Consider the following 22203-nt stretch of genomic DNA (forward strand, 5'->3'; position numbering starts at 1 on the left):
AAAGTGAGAATGACCCCAAGTAAAATGATCGTTTTCATCATGTCTCCTCCTCTTTGCTTTTCCATTTGATGTCCGAGTCTGGATGAAACTGTATTTCTTTCATTATGAACGGTGCACCGGACCCTTGTCAATGACGGCCTTATAACGTCTTTATTTTTAAGAAACGAAAAGCATGTATTATCACGTCACCGCATAGATTGTAACAAAGTACCTTATTTCTAGTGCATTAACCATGATAGAGGAGGTTCTTATGGATATATTAAAGAAAATTGAAAAGTACAGAGAGGAAGAGCAGCGTCTCAAATGGGAAGGGACGTTCGCTGATTATTTGGAGATCATAAAAGAAAATCCATTGGTCGCGCAGTCTGCTCATTCTCGCGTTTTTAATATGATAAAAGACAGCGGAATCGAAGAGGATGACGGGAAAAAGACATACAGCTTTTTCTCGAGGGAGCTGTTCGGCCTTGAGGAATCTCTGGAACGGCTCGTGGAGGAATACTTTCACCCGGCCGCCAAGCGGCTCGATGTAAGAAAAAGGATTTTACTATTGATGGGACCCGTCAGCGGCGGAAAGTCAACTCTTGTCACCATGCTGAAAAAAGGGCTTGAAGCCTACTCATTGACAGACAACGGCGCTGTTTACGCCATTAAAGGCTGCCCGATGCATGAAGATCCTCTCCATCTCATTCCCCATCATCTGCGCGACGACTTCTACAGAGAATACGGCATCAGAATTGAGGGCAGCCTTTCTCCGCTTAATGTCATGCGGCTTGAAGAAGAATACGGCGGCAGAATTGAGGATGTTAAAGTTGAACGTATATTCTTCTCGGAGGATAAACGTACCGGAATCGGAACCTTCAGCCCGTCTGACCCGAAATCACAGGATATCGCCGATTTGACGGGGAGCATTGATTTTTCGACGATTGCCGAATACGGCTCGGAATCAGATCCGCGCGCTTATCGGTTTGACGGTGAATTAAATAAAGCGAACCGCGGAATGATGGAGTTTCAGGAAATGCTGAAATGCGATGAAAAATTTCTTTGGCACCTTCTGTCACTCACGCAGGAAGGGAATTTCAAAGCCGGACGGTTTGCGCTCATCTCCGCTGACGAATTGATTGTTGCGCATACGAACGAAACGGAGTACCGCTCGTTTATCGCCAATAAGAAAAATGAAGCCCTTCACTCCAGAATCATCGTGATGCCTGTTCCTTATAATTTAAAGGTGTCAGAGGAAGAACGGATTTATGAAAAAATGATTTCTGAAAGTGATGTTTCTGACGTACACATCGCCCCCCATACATTAAAAGTGGCCGCGATGTTTTCTATTTTGACCCGGCTGAAGGAACCGAACCGCTCTGATATTGATCTCGTCAAAAAAATGAGGCTCTATGACGGAGAAAGCGTTGAAGGTTACAATTCCGTTGATCTGGAGGATATGAAGAAGGAATTCCATGATGAAGGAATGAGCGGAATTGACCCGCGTTATGTCATCAACCGCATTTCCTCAACGATTATCAGAAAAAATATGGAATCCATCAATTCGCTTGACGTGCTGCGTTCCTTAAAAGAAGGACTCGACCAGCATCCGTCCATCTCCGCCGAGGACAAAGAGCGGTATATGAATTTTATTTCCGCCGCCAGGAAAGAGTACGATGACATCGCCAAAAAGGAAGTGCAGAAGGCGTTCGTCTATTCATATGAAGAATCCGCGAAAACTCTTATGGACAATTATTTAGATAATGTGGAAGCGTACTGCAATAAAAATAAGCTTCGCGATCCGCTGACGGGTGAAGAAATGAATCCTGACGAAAAACTGATGAGATCCATTGAAGAGCAGATCGGCATTTCAGAAAACGCCAAAAAAGCGTTCCGCGAAGAAATCTTAATCCGCATATCCGCCTATGCAAGAAAAGGAAAACGCTTTGACTATAATTCGCACGAAAGACTCCGCGAAGCGATTCAGAAAAAGCTGTTCGCAGACTTAAAAGATGTAGTGAAAATTACGACCTCCACCAAAACGCCGGATGAACAGCAGCTTAAAAAGGTCAATGAGGTAGTGGCAAGGTTAATAGATGAACACGGCTATAATTCGACAAGCGCTAATGAACTGCTGAAGTATGTCGGAAGCTTGTTAAACCGCTGATATTTGATTTCATCGAGAGGCCCGTCTGTAAAAGGACGGGTTCTTTTGTCTGTTTTTCGCAATTGTTTGTCAATTGGAGAGTCCGGCCGGCATAAGATAAAAATAAATCTTTTCGCCGGACTTGTTTCATAAACAGGACCAAGCCGGAATACACATGTAAAACGACCATAACGGTTAAGGAGGGGAATTCATGTCCCGTAATGACAGCGGAAATTTTTTGATTTCAGAGGAAGACTGGTCCCTCCATCGCAAAGGCTTTGACGACCAGCAGCGCCACCAAAAGAAAGTGCAGGAAGCGATAAAAAACAACCTTCCGGATCTTGTCACTGAAGAAAGCATTATTATGTCCAACGGAAAAGATGTCGTGAAAATCCCGATTCGTTCGCTTGATGAATATAAAATCCGTTATAACTATGATAAAAATAAACATGTCGGCCAAGGCGACGGCGACAGCGAAGTCGGCGATGTCGTCGCAAGAGACGGCGCAGATAAAAAGCAGGGTGCCGGAAAAGGCCAGGGAGCAGGCGATCAGGCAGGCGAGGATTATTATGAAGCGGAAGTTTCATTGATGGATCTGGAAGAAGCGCTGTTTCAGGAATTAGAACTGCCGAATCTGCAGCAAAAGGAAAGGGACAATATCGTCCATACCGATATCGAGTTCAATGATATCCGGAAAACCGGGCTGACAGGGAATATCGATAAGAAAAGGACGATGCTGTCGGCCTATAAACGAAACGCTATGACAGGCAAGCCGTCGTTTTACCCTATTTATCCGGAAGATCTGAAATACAAAACATGGAATGATGTGACGAAGCCGGAATCGAAAGCTGTCGTTTTAGCCATGATGGATACAAGCGGTTCGATGGGCGTATGGGAAAAGTATATGGCGAGGAGCTTCTTTTTTTGGATGACACGATTTTTACGGACAAAGTATGAAACGGTTGATATCGAATTTATCGCCCACCATACGGAAGCGAAGGTTGTGTCGGAAGAAGATTTTTTCTCGAAAGGCGAGAGCGGGGGCACCATCTGTTCCTCCGTTTACCGGAAGTCTCTTGAATTAATTGATGAAAAATATGACCCCGCCCGCTACAACATCTATCCGTTTCATTTTTCAGACGGAGATAACCTGACTTCGGATAACGCCCGGTGCGTAAAGCTCGTCAATGACATCATGAAAAAATCGAATCTGTTCTGTTACGGGGAGGTCAATCAATATAACAGGCATTCCACCCTCATGTCCGCCTATAAAAATGTCAAAGATGATAAATTTAAATACTACATCCTGAAACAGAAATCGGACGTATTTCAAGCGCTGAAAAGCTTTTTTAAAAATGAGGAAGCGGGTATAAGCAAAGCATCGTATTAAATATAAAGCCGAGTGAAGAATCGTGCGGCCGCGGTTCTTCACCCGGCTTTTTTAAATTAAAAATAAAGAGAAAAAACGGCATAAAAAAAATCCTTAAAAAATGAAACTTTTCTCTTTACAAACCTTCTTTCATTTATTAATATTTTATCTTGTGAACTATTATTAAGGGAATGAGGTGAAAATACGGTGATTGAATCAGAGCTCGCTTTGCTCAGTTTTGAACAGCTGTTTGATACTTCCAGATCGATTTACAAAAAGCAGAAAATGATTCTGGAGACAGTGCTTGAACCTTTTGATATTACAGTGCTGCAGTATCTGCTGATGTTCAAAATACATAAGAGCAAAAGCACGCAGCTTTCAAGGCTGGCTTTGTCGCTTGATCTGAAACCGGCGTCTGTCACGAGAATGACCGATATTCTGTATAAGCGCCGCCTAATGGTTCGGAGCGACTATCACGACGACCGGCGTGTTGTTATGATTCAGTTAACCGAAGAGGGGGAAGAACTTCTAAAGAAAGCTGCTGTTCAATATGCCGAAAAAGCGGCGGTCTTATACCGGCAGCTCAATACCGCTGAACTGCAGTACCTGCGCAAGCTTGCGGAAAGTTTAACGAAGCTTGCAAACGGCTGTGCAGTGAAAAACGGAAAATAAAAAAATCCCCACATATTTTTATCATCATTCCACAAAATGATAGAGGAAGAAACGAAAGGAGAAAACAAAATGAACAGAGGACGTTTAATTCTGACCAACATTATCGGTTTGATTGTTGTTCTTGCAATTATAGGCGGAGGTGCTTACTACTATTATCAAAGCACACACTATGTAAAAACCGATGAAGCGAAAGTTGCCGGCGACATGGCTGCTATCACAGCTCCTGCTGCGGGTAAAGTAACTGACTGGAACCTTGATGAGGGGAAAGAAGTAAGCAAAAACGACGTTGTTGCAAAAATTAAAGGACAGCAAAATGCTGACGTAAAAGCCATCATGGATGGAACAATCGTGAAAAACGAAGTGAAAAACGGCCAAATGGTGCAAGCCGGTACGACAATTGCCCAGGAAATTGACATGAAACACCTTTACATCACTGCAAACATTAAAGAAACAGACATTAGAGACATTGAAGTAGGAAACAAAGTAGACGTAATTGTTGACGGCGATCCTAATACAACATTTGACGGAACAGTAGAAGAAATCGGTTATGCGACAAATTCAACATTTGATATGCTGCCTTCTTCAAACTCAAGCGGCAACTACACTAAAGTAACGCAAAAAGTTCCTGTTAAAATTTCACTCAGCAACCCATCTGACAAGGTGCTTCCTGGTATGAACGCATCTGTAAAAATCTCTGAATAATACAGATCAGTCATCAAACCATGAAGGGAGGTTGTCTTAGGTGGCTAAATCAGATAATCAAGTAAAAAGTCCTAAAACATTGCTTATTGTGCTTATGGCCGGATTATTCCTGGCGATCTTGAACCAAACGCTTCTTAACGTGGCGATGCCGCACTTAATGACCGAGTTCGGTGTGAGTGCGACGACGATTCAGTGGCTTACGACCGGATACATGCTGGTCAACGGTGTTTTGATTCCGTTATCTGCGTTCTTAATTACCCGGTTCGGACAGAGAAGCCTCTTTCTCGTAGCCATGTTCTGTTTTACAGCGGGAACGTTAGTCTGCGGAATCGCGCCTAACTTCTCAACCATGCTGATCGGCCGGTTAATTCAGGCGGTCGGCGGCGGTATCCTGCAGCCGCTGGTCATGACAACCATTCTGCTTATCTTCCCGCCTGAAAGCAGGGGGAAAGGAATGGGGATTTTCGGTCTTGCGATGATGTTTGCTCCGGCGGTCGGACCGACTCTATCCGGCTGGATCATCGAGCATTACACATGGCGCATTATGTTCTACGGCCTTGTTCCGATCGGGGCAATCGTTATTATCATAGCGTTTTTCCTCTTTAAGAACTTGGTGGAACCGCAAAAAATCAAACTCGACAGCTTGGGTGCGATTCTATCTATTGTCGGATTCGCCTCATTGCTTTACGGAGTCAGTGAAGCGGGCAGCGACGGCTGGGGAGATCCGATCGTGCTGTCTACCGTCATTGTCGGTGTCATCGCGATTGCCGCGTTTGTCATTCAGCAATTGCGCTCTGAAAAACCGATGCTCGACTTCCGGGTATTTAAATATGATATTTTCTCACTTTCCAGTGTCATTAATATCATTATTACCGTTGCGCTTTACACAGGAATGTTCCTGCTTCCGATTTACCTGCAGAACTTAGTCGGCTTTACGGCGCTGCAATCGGGTCTCTTGCTATTGCCGGGCGCGATTGTCATGCTGATCATGTCGCCGATTTCCGGTATTCTGTTTGACAAAATCGGTCCGAGACCGCTTGCGATTATCGGGCTGGTCATCACGGTCGCAACGACATTCCAGTACACAAAATTGACAATTGACACACCTTACACGCACATTATGCTTGTCTATGCCATCCGCGCATTCGGTATGTCACTGTTAATGATGCCTGTTATGACAGCCGGAATGAACCAGCTTCCGGCACGGTTGAACAGCCACGGCACGGCGATGAGCAACACGCTCCGCCAGATCAGCGGATCAATCGGAACAAGTTTGATCACAACGATTTATACGAACCGTACGACAATGCATTATTCGCAGATTGCGGATAAAACAAGCACGGCTGATCCAAGCTTCATGCAGTCGTTCCAAAGCGCGGTTTCTAATTTAATGGTCAACATGAACATGTCGCTTGATGCGGCGAAACAAACCGTTTATTCATATCTCTACAAAACAGCTTCACTTAATTCCAACGTTATGGGGATTAATGACGCGTTTATGTGGGCGACGATCTTTGCGGTTATCGGCGTAGTCCTGAGCCTGTTCTTGCGTGACGTACGGAAAGACAAACAGCGGGCGAAGAAAAAAGAGGAGCTGTCATTGCTTCCGGCCCCTAAAGAAGTGAAGGAATCTTAATCATCTGAATGGGAGGTTTCCTGAATGAAAATTTACGTAGTGTACGATAGTGAAGGCGAACACACAAAACACCTTGCTGAAGCCATTGCCGAAGGAGCACGAGAAAACGCTGAGGCTGAAGTCCTGATCGACCATGTCGATCAAGCAGACATCCGCAAGCTGAAAGACATGGATGCCATTATCTGGGGATGCCCGGGACACTTTGGCACCATCAGTTCAGGCTTAAAAGCGTGGATCGACAGACTCGGCTATCTGTGGGCTGAAGGCGAGCTGATTGATAAAGTCGGCGCTGTATTCTGTACGACGGCGACAACACACGGCGGATTAGAAATGACAATGCACAATCTGATCACTCCTATGTTTCACCAAGGCATGATTGTTGTCGGTCTTCCCGGCAACGTTCCTGAAAACGCGCTGTACGGCTCTTACTACGGCGCGGGCGTCACATGCCCGGTTGACAGCGATGTGCTGATGACGGAAGAAGGCCTTCAATTAGGCCGTGCGCTTGGCAGACGTGTCAGCCAGGTCACTGGTAATCTAACTGCCGGACGACAGTAAGGAGAGGGTTATATGGCCATTATTATAGCGGTTATTGCTGCTGTCATTGTGATTGCACTTCTTATCACATTCAATGTCCGCAGCACTTCTGCAGGACAGGATGTCAAAGAAGAAAAGAGAGAAGCGATCGGCACTACAGCCGAACAGCCGGAAAAGCATGATCCGGCCGAGGAGCGCTCAGCCGAGCATGCTCCCGTCGTTGTAAAATCTGAATCTCCCCGTGAGAAAAAGAATACAATGGGCGATGATGTGTACCGTCAGGCGCTTCAGAAGTTTAAGACTTCTGAGACGGATCAGGAACCAAACGCTCCTGATAGCGGCGGCAAAATGCAGGATAGCAGCTATCGTGATGCGCTGCTCTCCTTAAAAAACAAAAAGAAGTAATTGAAAAGGCAAATCCGCGTAAGAGTGGATTTGTCTTTTTTTTATTGAAGATATTGTAATACATGATGATCTAGTGTACTATGTTACTCATACACTTGATCCGAATGGAGAGAGAAAGAATGACATCGTTTTTAGGTTTGCTGAAAAAAGATGCGAAAGTTTCATGGATTTGGCTCGCGGTGTGGCTTTGCGGCATGATTTGCTGGGCGTTTGCAGCCCACGTCATCGCTGCCCGTCAGAAAGAACCGCTCGTCATTTTCGGCTTTTTTACGGCAATGGGGTTTTTTCAATTTCTTGTAGCGCCGCTTTTTATGTATTATCACCTTCATAAAGAAGGAAAAAACCAGCTGTGGCTTTACAATCCGAATGGGGGATTTTATCTGCTGGCTTCCAAGCTGACGGCCTCACTGCTGTATCAGTTGATCGGGCAGCTGGCGCTGACCGGTTACGGCATTTGGATGTACCGGATGCTTTCTGCAAAAGGAGCGCTGGAACACGCCATTCCCCTGGCCGGCACATTAACCGGGCTGAATGCTTACCTGCTGATCAGTTCAGCGTACTTATCTGTGATCGTGGCCGTATTTTGGACTGTTTTTCACTCATTAAAACATTTTCCCGTCCTCCGTTGGGTGATCTGCATCGTGCTTGCGTTTGTCTGGACCTATATTGACGATAAAATCATTACGCCTTTCACTTCATCTCAACATGATTTATGGCCGGTAAAAGTGTATGCGAATTTTCATTTTCATTATACAAAATTGACCGGATGGACGATGGAGCTGAAAGCCGTCCACATTTCGCTTTTCAGCTTCCTGGCAGTGATCGTGCTTGCAACGCTCTGTCTCGCGCTGGCCTCTATGCTGCTGAATCGAAAGGTTGAGGTGTAATGATGGAGAATGAATTTCAGTCATCCAAGCCGATTTATCTGCAGATTGCCGATCGTATATATTACCGGCTGATCCGAAGTGAGCTTTCACCGGGGGACAAACTGCCGTCCGTAAGGGAGATGGCCGTACAGATGAAAGTGAATCCGAACACGATACAAAGAACGTACAGTGAAATGGAAAGGCTGGGGATCGTGGAGACGAGAAGAGGACAGGGAACCTTTATAGCGGAAAGATCCGATCTGAAAGCAGAGCTGAAAGACAGGCTGACAAAAGACGTTTTCAAACGCTTTATTCAGGAAATGGCGGAGCTGGGGTTATCTCCTGAGGAAATGCTCGACGGGATCAAACAATATGCGGAGGAAGCAAACGATGAATCTTGATTTTGAACGCGTAACAAAAAAATACGGCCGCAGGATCGCGGTCAGCGATGTATCATTTTCATTGTCTCCGGGTAAAATCTACGGAATTTTAGGGCCGAACGGAAGCGGTAAATCAACAACGCTTAAAATGCTTGCCGGGCTTGCGTTCCCGACATCGGGCGCTGTCCGGATGGGAGACTGCGCAGTAAGCAGGAACATGCTGTTTCGTACGGCTTATTTAACCGAACATGATATGTTTTCCGCCCGGACGACTGTCGGTGATATGCTCACATTTTATCATTCGCAATTCTCGGATTTTCAGCTGGAAAAAGCACATAACCTATTAGCGGAAATGAATCTTTCAGCGGAGCAGAAGATAAAAGAGCTGTCCAAAGGCAGCCGGGGCAGGCTGAAAATCGTTTTGGCCCTGTCGAGAAAAGCATCGGTCATTCTGCTGGATGAGCCGTTTTCAGGTCTTGATCCGGCGGTCAGGGAGTCGATTGTCAACAGTCTCGTATCTTATATTGATTTTGACAGCCAGATCGTCGTCATCGCCACGCATGAGATCGGCGAGATTGAGACGCTGTTAGACGAAGTGATGGTTTTCATAAAAGGGAAAATCGCTGAACGGCGCGAGGTCGAAGAAATTCGGGAACAGGAAGGAATGTCTGTGCTGCAATGGTATAGAAGCGTCATGCAGGCGCACGAAATAGAAGGGGGATTCTAATTGGAAACGGTATTAGAACTGCAACAGGTAAAGAAAACGATAAAAGGACGAACGATTATTCATGATCTAAGCTTCTCCGTCCGGGCGGGCGAAGTGTTTGGATTTTTAGGGCCGAACGGAGCGGGGAAAACCACTACGATCAGAATGATGGTCGGATTAATGAAACTGTCTCAGGGAGACATCGTAATCTGCGGGGAATCCATTACGAAAAACTATGCAAAAGCGGTCAGGCACGTCGGAGCCATCGTGGAAAACCCGGAGCTGTACAAATTCCTGAGCGGCTATAAAAATTTACAGCAGTACGCAAGGATGGTAAAAGGCGTTACGAAAGAAAAAATAGATGAGGTCATCGAGCTCGTCGGGTTGCAGGACAGAATACATGACAAAGTAAAAACCTACTCTCTCGGGATGAGACAGCGTCTCGGCCTCGCCCAAAGCCTGCTGCATAATCCTAAGGTGCTGATTCTGGATGAGCCGACAAACGGCCTCGATCCCGCCGGCATCAGAGAAATCAGGGACCATCTGAAAAAGCTGACACGTGAAAAAGGAATGGCTGTCATCGTCTCAAGCCATCTTCTGTCAGAAATGGAGCTAATGTGCGATCGAATCGGCATTCTGCAAAAAGGAGAGCTTGTCGATATTCAAAAAGTAAGGGATGAAGAAAAAGAGGATAAAGATACATACTTCTTCCATATTGAACAAAGAGAAGAGGCTCTTGCCGTTTTGAGTCAGTTTGACTGTGTGAAGAAGACAAACGGCATTGAGATCCAGCTGTCCAAACAGGAAGTGCCTGATGTGATATCACTGCTCGTCCGTGAAAACATCCGCTTATATGAAGTGAAAATCATGACAAAATCTTTGGAAGACCGTTTCTTGGAGATTACCGGCGGGACGAAAGAGGAGGTTCAATATGTTTAAGCTGATCTATAATGAATGGATAAAAATTTTCAGCCGCGTCGGCACGTGGGCTATGATTGTGATTTTAGGCGTTTCGATGATCGGTTTTGCGCTTCTGTCAAACCATTTCACCTCGAGCGAAGCCAATCCGAATTGGAAACAGGAGCTCCAGGCTGAAAACAAAGAAATGAAACAGCAGATGAAGGAAACCGGAAATCAGACGCTCATTGATAACCTGAAACAGAATGTCGCGATAAATCAATACCGTATGGATCATAACATCCCCGAGGATACAGGGTACACAGTGTGGTCATACGTAGCTGATTCTTCGATGATGACTGTTTTGACCGGGCTGTTTACGATTATCATTGCCGCAGGCATCGTGGCGAATGAGTTCAACTGGGGGACGATCAAGCTGCTGGCCATCCGTCCGCTCAGCCGTTTTCAGATTTTGCTATCTAAATATATGACGGTGCTGCTGTTCGGACTGCTGATGCTTGTGATTTTATTTGCCGGCTCCGCTCTGTTGGGATTGGTCTTTTTCGGTACAGGCGGAGATACTGCGGCTGATGTTCATCTCGTATACAAAGACGGCCATGTTTTTGAGCAAAATATCATCGCTTTCCTCGCTAAAACATATGTCTATGAATCTGTCTCCGCTTTTATGCTTGCGACGATGGCGTTTATGCTGTCTGCGGTATTCCGGAACAGCTCATTAGCGGTCGGATTTTCTATTTTTTTATTGGTTATGGGGAACACCGCGACGGTATTTCTTGCTGCGAAATTTGAATGGACCAAATATATTTTATTTGCGAACACGGATTTGTCGCAATATATGAACGGGACTCCTTTAGTAGAGGGGATGAAGATGACATTTTCGGTTGTGATGCTTGTGATTTACTTCGTTATTTTTCTGGCGCTCGCATTCGGCGTCTTCTTAAAACGGGATATTGCCACCTGATATAAAAAAGCTGTTTTGCCTTTGCAAAACAGCTTTTCGTTTTAGATGAAAAAAACCTGCCGGCGTACACCGGCAGGTTTTTTAAAACAATTTATGCTTTTGTTACGTTAGCAGCTTGTGGTCCGCGGTTTCCTTCAACGATTTCGAAAGAAACAGATTGGCCTTCTTCTAAAGTTTTGAAGCCTTCGCCTTGAATAGCAGAGAAGTGAACGAATACATCGTCTTGACCTTCTACTTCGATGAATCCGAATCCTTTTTCAGAGTTGAACCATTTTACTTTACCTTCTAACATGAAATTTCCTCCTAAAGCGACATAACGCTTAAATTCACTATTCTTGCTCTAAAACAAACTTCCAAGACGAAAACTCTTACAAAACTTTCTTCTTAAAGATAGTTCGAACAAAAATAATTACCTTTACTCTACCAGCAATCCGAAGAAAAAACAACTGCTAAATGTAACTTTTTTCGAAATAACATGTTTTAAGAGGAAAATGCTCTGATACGGAAATCTGATTTGAGACCAGAACGGCCCATTTTCAGCTGATAAAAACCGCATTGCAGCCTCTTAAGGAAGCAATTGACAACCCTTTTTTTAATCGGTATTGTATGTAATCATGAGCCCGAATACCATGGTGCAGCTTCTGTACATAAAAATAGATAGGGAGTAGGTCAACTTGAATCTGCGGCTTATAAACAGTCTGTTTCTTTTCATTTTGATCATGTCACTTACTTCATGCCATTATCCTGATGGGAACCGGACCATTACTATCGGAATCAATGAATCTGATCAATCGATCTGGGAGTTTGTCGCGAAAAAAGCCGGTGAGGAAGGATTGCAGCTTTCTTTGGTAACGTTTTCGGATTATGCCGAGGCCGATTTGGCACTTGCCGGCGGGGATCTCCACGCCAATGCGTTTCAATCCGTTACTAATTTTAAATCTTTGCCGCCTCATGTGAAAAAGAAGCTGGCTCCTTTAGGAACGACATATGCGGCATCGCTGGGGGTGTATTCCAAGCAACATAAACGGCTGAAGGATATACCGGACGGAGCGGTCATTGCCGTGCCTGATGAAGCGGCGGCCTTCGGCAGGGCGCTTTTTCTCATGCAGGAGGCCGGACTGATTACATTGAAAAAGGGATTCAGCGGTACGGGGTCAACGGATATGATCAAGGACAACCCGAAGCATCTGACCTTAAAAACGGAAACAAAAAAGAACGCCTATCAGGCGGCGGAACATGCTGACGCAGCAGTTCTCAGTCAAAGCGAGGCGAAAAAAGCAGGATTTCATGCGGAGAAGGACGCGCTGATCCGATCGGCGCAAATGAAGGAAGCGTATATTCATCTGATCGCCGTCAGAGCTGAGGATAAAGATGATGAACGGATGCAAAAACTCCTGTCTTTGTATCAATCAGACGATACCGCGGCGTTGATTGAAAAAGAATATGAGGGCAGCCTGATTCCCGTTTTCCTGAGGGGCGGCTTTCTCACTGAAAAGAAAGAATGATTTCCTCTTCGGGCGATCATTCTTTTTTTTCAGTGCTGCACACTTGATTGCGCCCTGATGTTTTCGCTTTGTACAGCATCCGGTCCGCGATCAGGGGCAATGTCTGAGGATCCGGTGTATTTGTCGGATAATGCGCGATGCCGAGGGAAACGGTCACGGGAATTGTATCTCCGCTCGTCAGCAGAATCGGGTTCGCGTCAATCGTGTGCCTGATTTCCTCTGCGAGGTGAAGCCCTTTTGTATAGGTGCAATTGGGCATAAGCACGGCAAATTCTTCCCCGCCGATGCGGGCTGACGTATGAGAACTGCTGAGTAAGAACCTCAGGCGCGCGCCCAGTTCCTTCAGCACTTGGTCCCCTTCATAATGGCCGTATTGATCATTGATCTGCTTAAAGTGATCAATATCCAAATAAATAAGCGCGAGCTGAGACGAGGGGGATTGAGACGCCCGATCGTACAGAACGCGCGAGACGTCCTCGAATTTTCTCTTATTAAAAATCCCCGTCAGAAAATCATAATTCGCTTGAAACTTGTATTGCTTGAACAAAACGCGGGCATCGGCTTCGTGTTTGATGATATACAGTGACAGCATTCCGCCCAAGATGGAAATGAGCCAATAATAAACGAGGGCCCCGGCAGGCTGTTCAGGCATAAGAAACAGCAGCGTCAAGGTGAAAATAACATTTGAAAAAAGCAGCATAACGAACGCCTTTTTGTGATCCGGCTTTTTTCCTCTGAGGACGGCTGCCGAAAGTATCGCAATAACCCCGACTGCGGCGATGGAAAAAATGGCGCTTGCATTGAAATTGATCAGGATACGGCCTGCGACGATAATCGCAAAGGCGGATGCTGTAGACACCCAGCCTCCGTAAAGAGCGGCGATGATAATGGGGATATTTCTGAGATCAATGATGGAATCGGAGTAAGAAAAGCCGAAAACAATCAGAAAAACCCCTAAAAGCCCGCAGACCGTTCCCTTCAGTAATTGAAACATCGGACGGTCTTCTTTATACGAAAGCGACTCTTTAAAAAGAAGGGTGAACAGATAATTAAATGTGATTAAAATCGTTAAATTAAGAAACAGTTCCTTCAGCATAACAATCACCCTTATATAAGTTACTAGAGAAAGGGTGGAAAGAAAAGAGAAAAATCAATAAAAATACATATATTGTCAATCCTTACTTGACCGATCGGAATTGATATAATATAGTGTTAAAGGATAATGAGCAAGGGAGTGTTTACCTGTTTTGGAGAATTTATTTGTAGTCTTACATGTTTTTATTATGCTTTTGCTTATAGCAGGTCTGTTTGTCATGCAAAAAAAACACGTTTCCTTTTCTAAACGTGTCTTTACCGCGCTCGGACTAGGCATTGTATTCGGTTTTGCACTGCAATTGATTTACGGGCCGGCTTCACATATCGTGACACAAACGGCTGATTGGTTTAATATCGCCGGCGGCGGTTATGTCAAATTGCTTCAGATGATCGTCATGCCGCTAGTCTTTATTTCTATTCTCGGCGCATTTACGAAGCTGAAACTGACCCATAACATCGGGAAAATCAGCGGACTGATCATCGGAATTTTGATCGCCACGACAGCAATTGCCGCGGCAGTCGGAATTGTTTCGGCGCTTTCCTTTGATTTGAAAGCCGTTCATATCGACCAGGGAAGCACCGAGTTATCAAGAGGCCAGGAGCTGCAGCAAAAATCTGAGGATATGACGGCCAAAACGCTGCCTCAGCAAATTGTTGAGCTTCTGCCGGGAAATCCGTTTCTTGATTTCACGGGAGCCAGACCGACTTCCACCATCGGAGTCGTTATTTTTGCCGCTTTCCTCGGCATCGCTTTTCTGGGCGTGAAACGGAAGCAGCCGGAGCACGCTGCGACATTCAGCGGAATTGTCGATGCGGTATACGCGATTATTATGCGCGTCGTGACATTAATTTTAAGACTGACGCCTTACGGGGTATTGGCGATTATGACAAAGACGATCGCGACAAGCGACATCGACAGCATTGCGAAACTGGGGATGTTTGTGATCGCTTCATACGCCGCGCTTATCGTCATGTTTATCATTCACTTGCTGCTGATTACGTTCAGCGGTTTAAATCCGATCACATACGTGAAAAAAGCATTTCCTGTCATGGTGTTTGCGTTTACGTCCCGTTCAAGCGCAGGGGCTTTGCCGCTTAATATTAAAACGCAAAAAAGCTTGGGCGTCCCGGAAGGAATTGCGAACTTCGCCGGTTCATTCGGTTTATCGATCGGTCAAAACGGCTGTGCCGGCATTTACCCGGCGATGCTCGCGATGATGATTGCGCCGACAGTAGGGCAAAACCCGTTTGAACCGGGATTTATCATCTCCGTCATCGCCATCGTGGCAATCAGTTCATTCGGTGTAGCAGGCGTGGGGGGCGGCGCGACATTTGCGGCTCTGCTCGTCCTATCCGCTTTGAACATGCCTGTCGCGCTTGCCGGGCTGCTCATTTCAATTGAGCCGTTAATTGACATGGGGCGCACCGCCTTAAATGTGAGCGGCAGTATGACCGCAGGGCTGTTAACAAGTAAAATGACGAAGGAAACCGATACCGCGGTGTACAATGATTCCTCAATCGTCATTGAAGCTGAAGAAGCTTAAGTAGCGCTAAAACGAAAAAATCCTTCATCGTTGAACGAATGAAGGATTTTTTTGTTTCTAATGATTTCCGGGTTCAATTTCTTCCAGCATATTCATCACGGTGCTGTCATTTAAAACATTCACCGCGCTTTCTTCGAAGTGAATCGGCTCGGTATAGTGAGGCTTCGGCGAAGTTTTTTTACTGCGGTCTGCCTGTCCGTCCGTATGGGATGAGCCGGAGCCGGAGTGGTTGCGGGAAGTCTGCTCATGCTGCTGTCCGCCGGATTCCCCGCCGAAAGCCTGTTTGATCAGCTCGGCAGGCTGCACGGAGCCGGTTTGTGAATGCCGTGCTTTGTCCGTGTGCTGCTGTCCGCCGGATTCCCCGCCGAAAGCCTGTTTGATCAGCTCAGCAGGCTGCATGGAGCCGGTTTGTGAATGCCGTGCTTTGTCCGTGTGCTGCTGTCCGCCGGATTCCCCGCCGAAAGCCTGTTGAATCAGGTCAGCAGGCTGCATGGAGTGTGTACCATCTTTATGCTGCATTCGGCCTGAAACCATTCCGGAGATTTTCCGGCGGAATTCGGGTGATAAAGCTGCAATCAGAATCGATGATCCGATCAGCAGCGCTGTCGGGCTGATGCCGCTTTTTTGTCTGAACAAGTTAAATCCCTCCTCATTCAATTGATTACGCTTACCTTTCCCTATCCTTCTGATATTTATCCAAACCGCTCAGAATGCAAACGGCGTGCATAAATCCCGCCGAATAGAAAAACCTATATGTAAAGTGAGAAAGGAGGAATTCACATGATAAAAAAACAAGCAGTTATTTCTGCCCTTCTTCTGCCGATGCTGATTACCGCAGGGTGCAGCATGGGGAACCAGGGAGAAGGAAAACGAAATGACAACCGCACCCAGAATGTAAATTATCGCAACACGCCTAACGACGGTGCGACAAATATGAATACAGTGAACCGTCATAACCAAAACACCGATCACAATGACAACCGTAACCTGAGAGTGGCTGATAAAGCCGCCGACAAGGTGACTGATTTAAAAGAAGTTAAAAATGCGACTGTGATCGTTGCCGGAAACAGCGCTTATGTAGCCGTTGTTCTGACAAACGGACAAAAAGGCGCCATCGCCAACCATTTGAAAAATAAGATTACCGATAAGGTGAAATCAGCCGATAAACATGTCCGGACTGTATATGTATCAGCAAACCCGGACTTCGTTGAACGTATGCAAGGCTACGGAAAACGAATCCAAAACGGCCACCCGGTATCCGGACTGTTTGATGAATTCGGCCAAATGGTGCAGCGTGTATTCCCAAACCCCAATAAATAAATGAATGGAAAAGCCGCATTTGCTGCGGCTTTTTTATTTTATCTGCCGTCACGACCCAGCGCTCCTGAGCATAAAGTAAAGAATGAGATGAAAATTAAAGGATCGGGGAGGGGAGCTTGTTTGCGTGACGGCATGGGGAAACGGGCGGCATTCACTCTGATCCTGTGCGGAGTCCTTGTCATATTGGCTGTCAGTTCAGCCGTTTCAGTAAGTATGATGTACGTCCTGTCAGGCCAAAACAGCCGCTCTGTTCCGACGAAGGAACAAGTGACTGAACACATGAATAAAGAAATTTACAAACATACAGCGATTTATTATACGGCGGATGAAAAGCCGCTCTTGGATCTGACCAAGCTTACGCTGGACCACGCAAAGCGTATCAACCAAATCATTGTCGGCTATAAAGGAGCGGCGCCTCTGGAACTCATTTTCTTTTCGGATGAAGCTGAAATGGAGCAATACTCAGGATTGAAAAATGTAGTCGGTTTTTATTCAGAGCAGGAGCAGATGATGGGGCTTTTGCCAGAAGAGAAAAAACAGCTTTTGAAAAAAGATGAGCTGGCCGTTTTCATGTATAAGCAATTGATTATACATGAATATACACACTACGCGTTTCATCAAAAAACACGGCAATTGGGGACGGATACGTCTGTATTTCCGCTTTGGTTTCATGAGGGGCTGAGCGAGTGGGTTGCGCATTATGATGTGGTCATTGATCCGATTGCATTTTCCGTCGTGCCGTTTGATCAATTAACGACCGACCGAAAATGGCAGAAATCGCGTATGGAATATGAAACGGATGTCTATTTGCAAAGCTTCTATATGATAAAGGATTTAACCGAAACATTCGGAGAAGGCATTATCTTAACCATTATCAATAAAACCGCCGAAACACAGGATTTTGAAAAAGGCTTTGAAGCGGCTACGAAAGAAAGCCTGAAACGATTTGAACATGATTTCACAAAAGCATATGAAAAAAAGAAAACGGCATTGGAGAGTCAGGATTCCAACGCCGTTTTTTTCATTAATGGAGGTTTTGCTGCTGTTGTCCCATTTGTCCTTTAATCGGAGGCATTTGCGGCTGTCCCTGCGCCGGTGCAAATGAATTCAGCATGGTCTGCATATCTTGTGCATTGAGCTGAGGAACCTGATAATAACCGTGTTTGTTTTGGTATAAGAAGATTTCATACGCCATTTCGACATATTGCTGAATTTGGGCGGAGAGCACTCTTCTTGTGACGGGATTGGTCATTTCAAGCGAACTCATCGTCAAGAGAGAAGCTTGAGCTTTAATCAGGCCGAGCATATGGCCGCTTATTCCGAGATCTTTGACATCATTTAATGATTGATTCGGTTTTTTCGGCTGAGTCGGTTTTATACCGTAGACGGCCTGGTTCTGTTCCTCCATCATATATGTCGACGTTTCCTGAGAAGGCTTTTGGCCGGTCTTAAAGCATTCTGCCGTCAGATTATAGAGTCCGAGAATGAATTGATATTGGCGGTCAAGAATGTCGGCCAGCTGCTGATCCTGTATAAACTGTCTGAGCATCATAAATTGATCCAAAACGCCGACTGTTCCGGCCAGCACTTCATGCATATCGAAAAGCTCATGTCCTCCGTGATTCACTTGCGGTGAACCCGGAATCCCCTGATTTACTGGCGGCTGCTGCTGATTCTGCTGCTGTTCCACTGGTTGTTTTCCTCCTTCATGTCAAATCACATTTAAGATGTGAAAAAAGCCGATCCGTTATACATCAAGACATATTTCGTTACATGGGGATTATTTACTATTTTGCGCCAGCGAAGACAATCTTTACAAAAAAGTGATGTGATTCTTAAGAAAATAAGCTAACGTATTTCTTAGAAGACAAGGGGGGAAATGAATGAAGAAAAAAAGGGGTTTGCGTCTTTCGTGCTGTTTGCTGACGGTTTGTTTTATGATGTTCAGCGTGAAAGATGCGGAAGCAATCGGGCAAGCCGGATCACTGAATGAAGCTGGAACGGATAAAGCGTATAAAGAACGGCAGACTGAAGACTCAGGCCGTGTCCCGCTCAGAATCATCAGCATGAATGATCTGCACGGAAAAATTGACCAGCAATATGAGCTTGACCTTAACGGAGACGGTAAACCGGATGGCACTTTCGGACGGATGGACTACGCCGCCGCGTACATTAAAAAGGCGAAAGCCGAGAAAGAACACGCCTTTGTCGTGCATGCGGGCGATATGATCGGGGGCAGCTCTCCCGTGTCAGCCCTTTTTCAGGATGAACCGACAGTAGAACTGATGGAAGACATCGGTTTTGATGTCGGAACTGTCGGCAATCACGAATTAGATGAAGGAACGAATGAGCTTAAACGGATCATCAATGGAGGAGATCATCCGGACGGTAAGGGGACAAGCGGTTATGACGGCCAAAATTTCCCGCTCGTCTGCGCCAACTGTAAATTGAAGTCAGGGGAGTCCTTTCTGCCGCCGTATGAAATCAAATACGTTTCCGGAATTCCGGTCGCATTTATCGGGGTTGTAACCAGATCGGCCGCGGGCATGGTCATTCCGGACGGAATTAAAAATATTACGTTTACGGATGAGGTAAAGGCCGTCAATGACGCCGCCGCTGACCTGAAGAAAAAAGGAATTAAAGCAATCGCCGTGCTCGCCCATATGTCTGCTGAACAAAATGGCTCAGCCATCACGGGAGAATCCGCAAAGCTTGCAAGCGGAACAGACTCAGAGATTGACGTGATTTTCGCCGCGCACAATCATAAAGTCGTAAACGGAGAAATCAACGGCAAGCTGATCGTGCAGGCATTTGAATACGGAAAAGCAATCGGAATCGCCGATCTCGAACTAGATAAAGAATCGAAGGATATCGTGAAAAAATCAGCGGAAATCCAATATATCGATCAAAGTAAAATCAAGCCTGATCCGGATGCGGCAGGCATATTAAGCAAATATGAAGAGAAAGTGAAACCGATTATCAGCGAAACGGTCGGGGAAGCGGCCAATGATATAACGGGCGGGTATTCAAATGACGGCGACACGGCGCTCGGAAATCTGATTGCCGACGGTATGAAAGCGAAGATGAAATCCGATTTTGCGCTTATGAATGGGGGAGGCATCCGGGACGGCTTAAAAAAGGGCCGATTACATGGGGAGATCTTTATAATGTACAGCCGTTCGGCAATGTGCTGACGAAGCTTGAAATCAAAGGAAAAGATTTGCGGGAGATCATCAACGCGCAAATTTCTCCGGTGTACGGACCGGATTACAGCATCAGCGGATTTTCCTATACATGGAACCCGGAAACCGGACAAGCGGTGGATATGAAGATGGCGGACGGCACAGACATACAGCCTGAAAAAGGATATACAGTAACAGTCAATCAATTTATGGCGACAGCGGCGGGGGCAAAATACGGTCCGATCGGGAAACTCGGCAAGAATCCGGTGACGGGGCCTGAGGATTTGGAAGCGACAGTAGACTATGTCAAAAGCTTTTCCGCACCGATTTCTTATCAAACCGACGGCCGCATCCGCACGGCATCAGCCGCCGAAACACCTGATGACACCGGCAATCAGCCGGGAAGCGGGGAAACACCGGGCGGCACCGGGCCTGATAAAGGAGAAAAACCTCAAGCGGAAAAACCCGCTAAAAAACCGGATGCAGCAGAACAGCCTGATCAAGCCAAAAAACTTGAACGTCCTGTCGCAGAAGAAACAGCATCCGATACAGTGCAGTCAATTCCCGAATCCCGTCCGGCGTCTGCTGCAAATTCGGAACAAAGCACAGAACAGACTGAAAGCGGCACACAAAAAGGCCGCCCATTGCCTGATACTTCAGCGGGCAGCCATCAGACGGCATTGGCCGGCCTGGTGATCACGGGTGCCGGCGTATATTGGCTTTTCAGAAAGAAAAGGGGAGCCCGCACACGATGAACAAACTGAAACATATTCCGCTTCTCGTCATCATCGCAGGTGTTATCATCACATGTTACGGAAGCTGGAAGATCATTGATTCACATATGAAAACGAACCAATCGCTTGAAGAAGCAAAAAAAGCAACAGAACCTGTCTTGGAAAAGAAAGAAACAAAAAGCGCTGTGCTGACACAGCGCAAAAAAGAATTTCACCCCAAAACGGGTGAGGCAAGCGGCATTTTAGAAATCCCTGAAATCGACGCTGAGCTCCCTATCGTCGAAGGGACTGACGCAGATGATTTAGCAAAAGGCGTCGGACATTATAAGGACAGCTATTATCCTGGCGATCACGGCCAAATTGTGTTATCCGGCCACAGGGACACGGTGTTCCGCCGGACCGGCGAACTGAAAAAAGGAGACAGACTGAACGTGATTTTGTCTTACGGCACGTTTTCTTATAAAATCAGCCGCACAAAAATCGTCAGCCGGGATGATACGTCTGTCATCACCCTTCAACACGAGAGGGAGGAACTGATCCTGACCACTTGCTATCCGTTTTCTTACATTGGAAATGCGCCGAAACGATATATTATATATGCCGACCCGGTTTAAGAAAAATACGTTTCGGTAAAATGAGCCAGATCAGCCGGCATCGGCGCCTCGGCAACGATTTCTTCTCCTGAGATCGGATGGACGACACTGACTTTTCTGGCGTGAAGCGCCTGCCTGTGAAACAGCGCCCTGCTTCCGCCGTACAGGTCATCGCCCGCCAACGGATGGCCGATGCTTGCCATATGCACCCTGATTTGATGTGTTCTCCCGGTTTCCAGTTCAAGCTCTGCCAATGTAAGCTGCGCACCGGGATGATAGCCTTTCACTTTGTAATGGGTGACGGCGGCTTGTCCGCCGGGTGAGACGCGCCGTCTGACGGAATGTGACCTGTCGCGGCCGATCGGCGAGTCAACCGTGCCTTTTTTCGGCGTGACTTTTCCTTCCGCCGCGGCGATATAGGTGCGTTTTAATGTTTTGGTTTCGAGCTGACGGTCAAGGATTGCATGGGCCAGGCGGTGTTTCGCAAAAACGACCGCGCCTGACGTGTCACGGTCAAGACGGTGAACGTGGCGCACTTTCGCCTGTTCGCCGTTGATTTGAAAATGGTAAGCGATCAGGTTGCTGAGGGTTCCCGTCTGACCCTCTTCATTTGGATGAGTCGGCATTCCCGCCGGCTTATTTGCAATCAGCATATGACTGTCCTCAAATAAAATGTCCGGCTCTCCGTATTCAGGAATCACCGAAGAACCCGTTTTTTCCTGAAGATCAATGAATAAGCGGTCTCCGGTTTTCAGTATGATGTTGTTTTTCGTGGATGTCCGATTCACCTGAATGCTTTTTTGGTTCATCCATTCCGTTATCACGGGTTTTGACGCCTGGAATTCAGATTTCAGGACTGAAAACAGCCATTGTCCGGCGTGTTTTTCCGTAATCAGGAGTTCCAGACCGCGGTCATTTTGTTTCATATCATAAAGCTCCTTTTCAAGCGGAAA

The 22203-nt window shown here is 46.3% G+C and carries 22 protein-coding genes and 1 pseudogene; 18 read left to right on the forward strand and 5 right to left on the reverse strand.

The window, feature by feature from the left end:
- Positions 1-250 precede the first annotated feature (250 nt).
- The 12 genes from prkA (at position 251) to ACWJJX_RS00285 (ending at position 11277) form a co-directional block, all read left to right on the forward strand.
- Positions 251-2146: a serine/threonine protein kinase PrkA gene (prkA, locus tag ACWJJX_RS00230; protein ID WP_069473222.1), complete on the forward strand. Its 1896-nt coding sequence runs from the start codon at positions 251-253 to the stop codon at positions 2144-2146.
- Between the two features lie 190 nt (positions 2147-2336).
- The gene (gene yhbH, locus ACWJJX_RS00235) at positions 2337-3515 is read left to right on the forward strand and encodes a sporulation protein YhbH (RefSeq protein ID WP_014417268.1); all 1179 of its coding nucleotides are present in this window, start codon (positions 2337-2339) and stop codon (positions 3513-3515) included.
- Positions 3516-3701: 186 nt separating this feature from the next.
- Positions 3702-4166, forward strand: a complete 465-nt coding sequence (locus ACWJJX_RS00240) for a MarR family transcriptional regulator (RefSeq protein ID WP_003155389.1) — start codon at positions 3702-3704, stop codon at positions 4164-4166.
- Between the two features lie 36 nt (positions 4167-4202).
- Positions 4203-4868 carry an HlyD family secretion protein gene (locus tag ACWJJX_RS00245; RefSeq protein ID WP_007610259.1) on the forward strand — a complete coding sequence of 222 codons (666 nt, stop codon included), beginning with the start codon at positions 4203-4205 and terminating at the stop codon, positions 4866-4868.
- 40 nt (positions 4869-4908) lie between these two features.
- Positions 4909-6504, forward strand: coding sequence for an MFS transporter (locus ACWJJX_RS00250; protein ID WP_003155387.1), 1596 nt, complete (start codon positions 4909-4911; stop codon positions 6502-6504).
- Positions 6505-6528: 24 nt separating this feature from the next.
- On the forward strand, positions 6529-7062 hold the full coding sequence (locus ACWJJX_RS00255) for an NAD(P)H-dependent oxidoreductase (protein WP_003155386.1): 534 nt from the start codon (positions 6529-6531) through the stop codon (positions 7060-7062).
- A gap of 12 nt (positions 7063-7074) precedes the next feature.
- Positions 7075-7446 (forward strand): hypothetical protein, encoded by a 372-nt coding sequence (locus ACWJJX_RS00260; protein ID WP_128574737.1) that lies wholly within the window; start codon positions 7075-7077, stop codon positions 7444-7446.
- Positions 7447-7565: 119 nt separating this feature from the next.
- Positions 7566-8333: a hypothetical protein gene (locus ACWJJX_RS00265; RefSeq protein WP_094247121.1), complete on the forward strand. Its 768-nt coding sequence runs from the start codon at positions 7566-7568 to the stop codon at positions 8331-8333.
- A 2-nt stretch (positions 8334-8335) separates the two neighbouring features.
- Positions 8336-8713: a GntR family transcriptional regulator gene (locus ACWJJX_RS00270; RefSeq protein ID WP_071392067.1), complete on the forward strand. Its 378-nt coding sequence runs from the start codon at positions 8336-8338 to the stop codon at positions 8711-8713.
- On the forward strand, positions 8703-9419 hold the full coding sequence (locus ACWJJX_RS00275) for an ATP-binding cassette domain-containing protein (protein ID WP_069473225.1): 717 nt from the start codon (positions 8703-8705) through the stop codon (positions 9417-9419). The genes ACWJJX_RS00270 and ACWJJX_RS00275 overlap by 11 nt, the downstream gene beginning before the upstream one ends.
- A complete protein-coding gene (locus tag ACWJJX_RS00280; RefSeq protein WP_069473226.1) occupies positions 9420-10337 on the forward strand; it encodes an ABC transporter ATP-binding protein in 918 nt (305 codons plus the stop codon).
- Positions 10330-11277 (forward strand): ABC transporter permease, encoded by a 948-nt coding sequence (locus ACWJJX_RS00285; RefSeq protein WP_454022641.1) that lies wholly within the window; start codon positions 10330-10332, stop codon positions 11275-11277. Before ACWJJX_RS00280 ends, ACWJJX_RS00285 begins: the two co-directional genes overlap by 8 nt.
- Positions 11278-11368: 91 nt before the next feature.
- On the opposite strand, the gene cspB is transcribed toward ACWJJX_RS00285, so the two are convergent.
- Positions 11369-11569, reverse strand: coding sequence for a cold shock-like protein CspB (gene cspB / locus ACWJJX_RS00290; protein WP_003155376.1), 201 nt, complete (start codon positions 11567-11569; stop codon positions 11369-11371).
- A 382-nt stretch (positions 11570-11951) separates the two neighbouring features.
- Between cspB and ACWJJX_RS00295 the strand changes: the two genes are divergently transcribed.
- Positions 11952-12782, forward strand: coding sequence for a MetQ/NlpA family ABC transporter substrate-binding protein (locus ACWJJX_RS00295; RefSeq protein ID WP_454022642.1), 831 nt, complete (start codon positions 11952-11954; stop codon positions 12780-12782).
- Between the two features lie 16 nt (positions 12783-12798).
- Here the strand turns inward: ACWJJX_RS00295 and ACWJJX_RS00300 are convergent, their stop codons facing one another.
- Entirely contained in the window at positions 12799-13878 is a 1080-nt protein-coding gene (locus tag ACWJJX_RS00300) for a GGDEF domain-containing protein (protein WP_102422636.1), read from the reverse strand.
- 151 nt (positions 13879-14029) lie between these two features.
- On the opposite strand from ACWJJX_RS00300, the gene ACWJJX_RS00305 reads away from it, so the two are divergent.
- Positions 14030-15421, forward strand: coding sequence for an L-cystine transporter (locus tag ACWJJX_RS00305; protein WP_079898187.1), 1392 nt, complete (start codon positions 14030-14032; stop codon positions 15419-15421).
- Positions 15422-15478: 57 nt separating this feature from the next.
- Here the strand turns inward: ACWJJX_RS00305 and ACWJJX_RS00310 are convergent, their stop codons facing one another.
- Positions 15479-16057, reverse strand: coding sequence for a hypothetical protein (locus tag ACWJJX_RS00310; RefSeq protein ID WP_454022643.1), 579 nt, complete (start codon positions 16055-16057; stop codon positions 15479-15481).
- A 144-nt stretch (positions 16058-16201) separates the two neighbouring features.
- Between ACWJJX_RS00310 and ACWJJX_RS00315 the strand changes: the two genes are divergently transcribed.
- Both ACWJJX_RS00315 and ACWJJX_RS00320 read left to right on the forward strand, forming a co-directional pair.
- Positions 16202-16741 (forward strand): YhcN/YlaJ family sporulation lipoprotein, encoded by a 540-nt coding sequence (locus tag ACWJJX_RS00315; RefSeq protein WP_003155362.1) that lies wholly within the window; start codon positions 16202-16204, stop codon positions 16739-16741.
- Between the two features lie 120 nt (positions 16742-16861).
- The gene (locus ACWJJX_RS00320) at positions 16862-17806 is read left to right on the forward strand and encodes a hypothetical protein (protein ID WP_071392062.1); all 945 of its coding nucleotides are present in this window, start codon (positions 16862-16864) and stop codon (positions 17804-17806) included.
- Here ACWJJX_RS00320 and ACWJJX_RS00325 read toward each other — a convergent pair.
- Positions 17766-18431 carry a spore coat protein gene (locus ACWJJX_RS00325; RefSeq protein ID WP_014304688.1) on the reverse strand — a complete coding sequence of 222 codons (666 nt, stop codon included), beginning with the start codon at positions 18429-18431 and terminating at the stop codon, positions 17766-17768. The genes ACWJJX_RS00320 and ACWJJX_RS00325 overlap by 41 nt on opposite strands.
- Positions 18432-18624: 193 nt before the next feature.
- Between ACWJJX_RS00325 and ACWJJX_RS00330 the strand changes: the two are divergent.
- Both ACWJJX_RS00330 and ACWJJX_RS00335 read left to right on the forward strand, forming a co-directional pair.
- Positions 18625-20678: pseudogene (locus ACWJJX_RS00330) on the forward strand (5'-nucleotidase C-terminal domain-containing protein).
- A complete protein-coding gene (locus tag ACWJJX_RS00335; RefSeq protein WP_102422640.1) occupies positions 20675-21271 on the forward strand; it encodes a class D sortase in 597 nt (198 codons plus the stop codon). The pseudogene ACWJJX_RS00330 and the gene ACWJJX_RS00335 overlap by 4 nt, the downstream one beginning before the upstream one ends.
- Here ACWJJX_RS00335 and ACWJJX_RS00340 read toward each other — a convergent pair.
- Positions 21268-22176 carry an RluA family pseudouridine synthase gene (locus ACWJJX_RS00340; RefSeq protein WP_146276416.1) on the reverse strand — a complete coding sequence of 303 codons (909 nt, stop codon included), beginning with the start codon at positions 22174-22176 and terminating at the stop codon, positions 21268-21270. The genes ACWJJX_RS00335 and ACWJJX_RS00340 overlap by 4 nt on opposite strands.
- Positions 22177-22203: the final 27 nt, after the last annotated feature.

The sequence above is a fragment of the Bacillus sp. YH3-2-B2 genome, assembly GCF_053663335.1.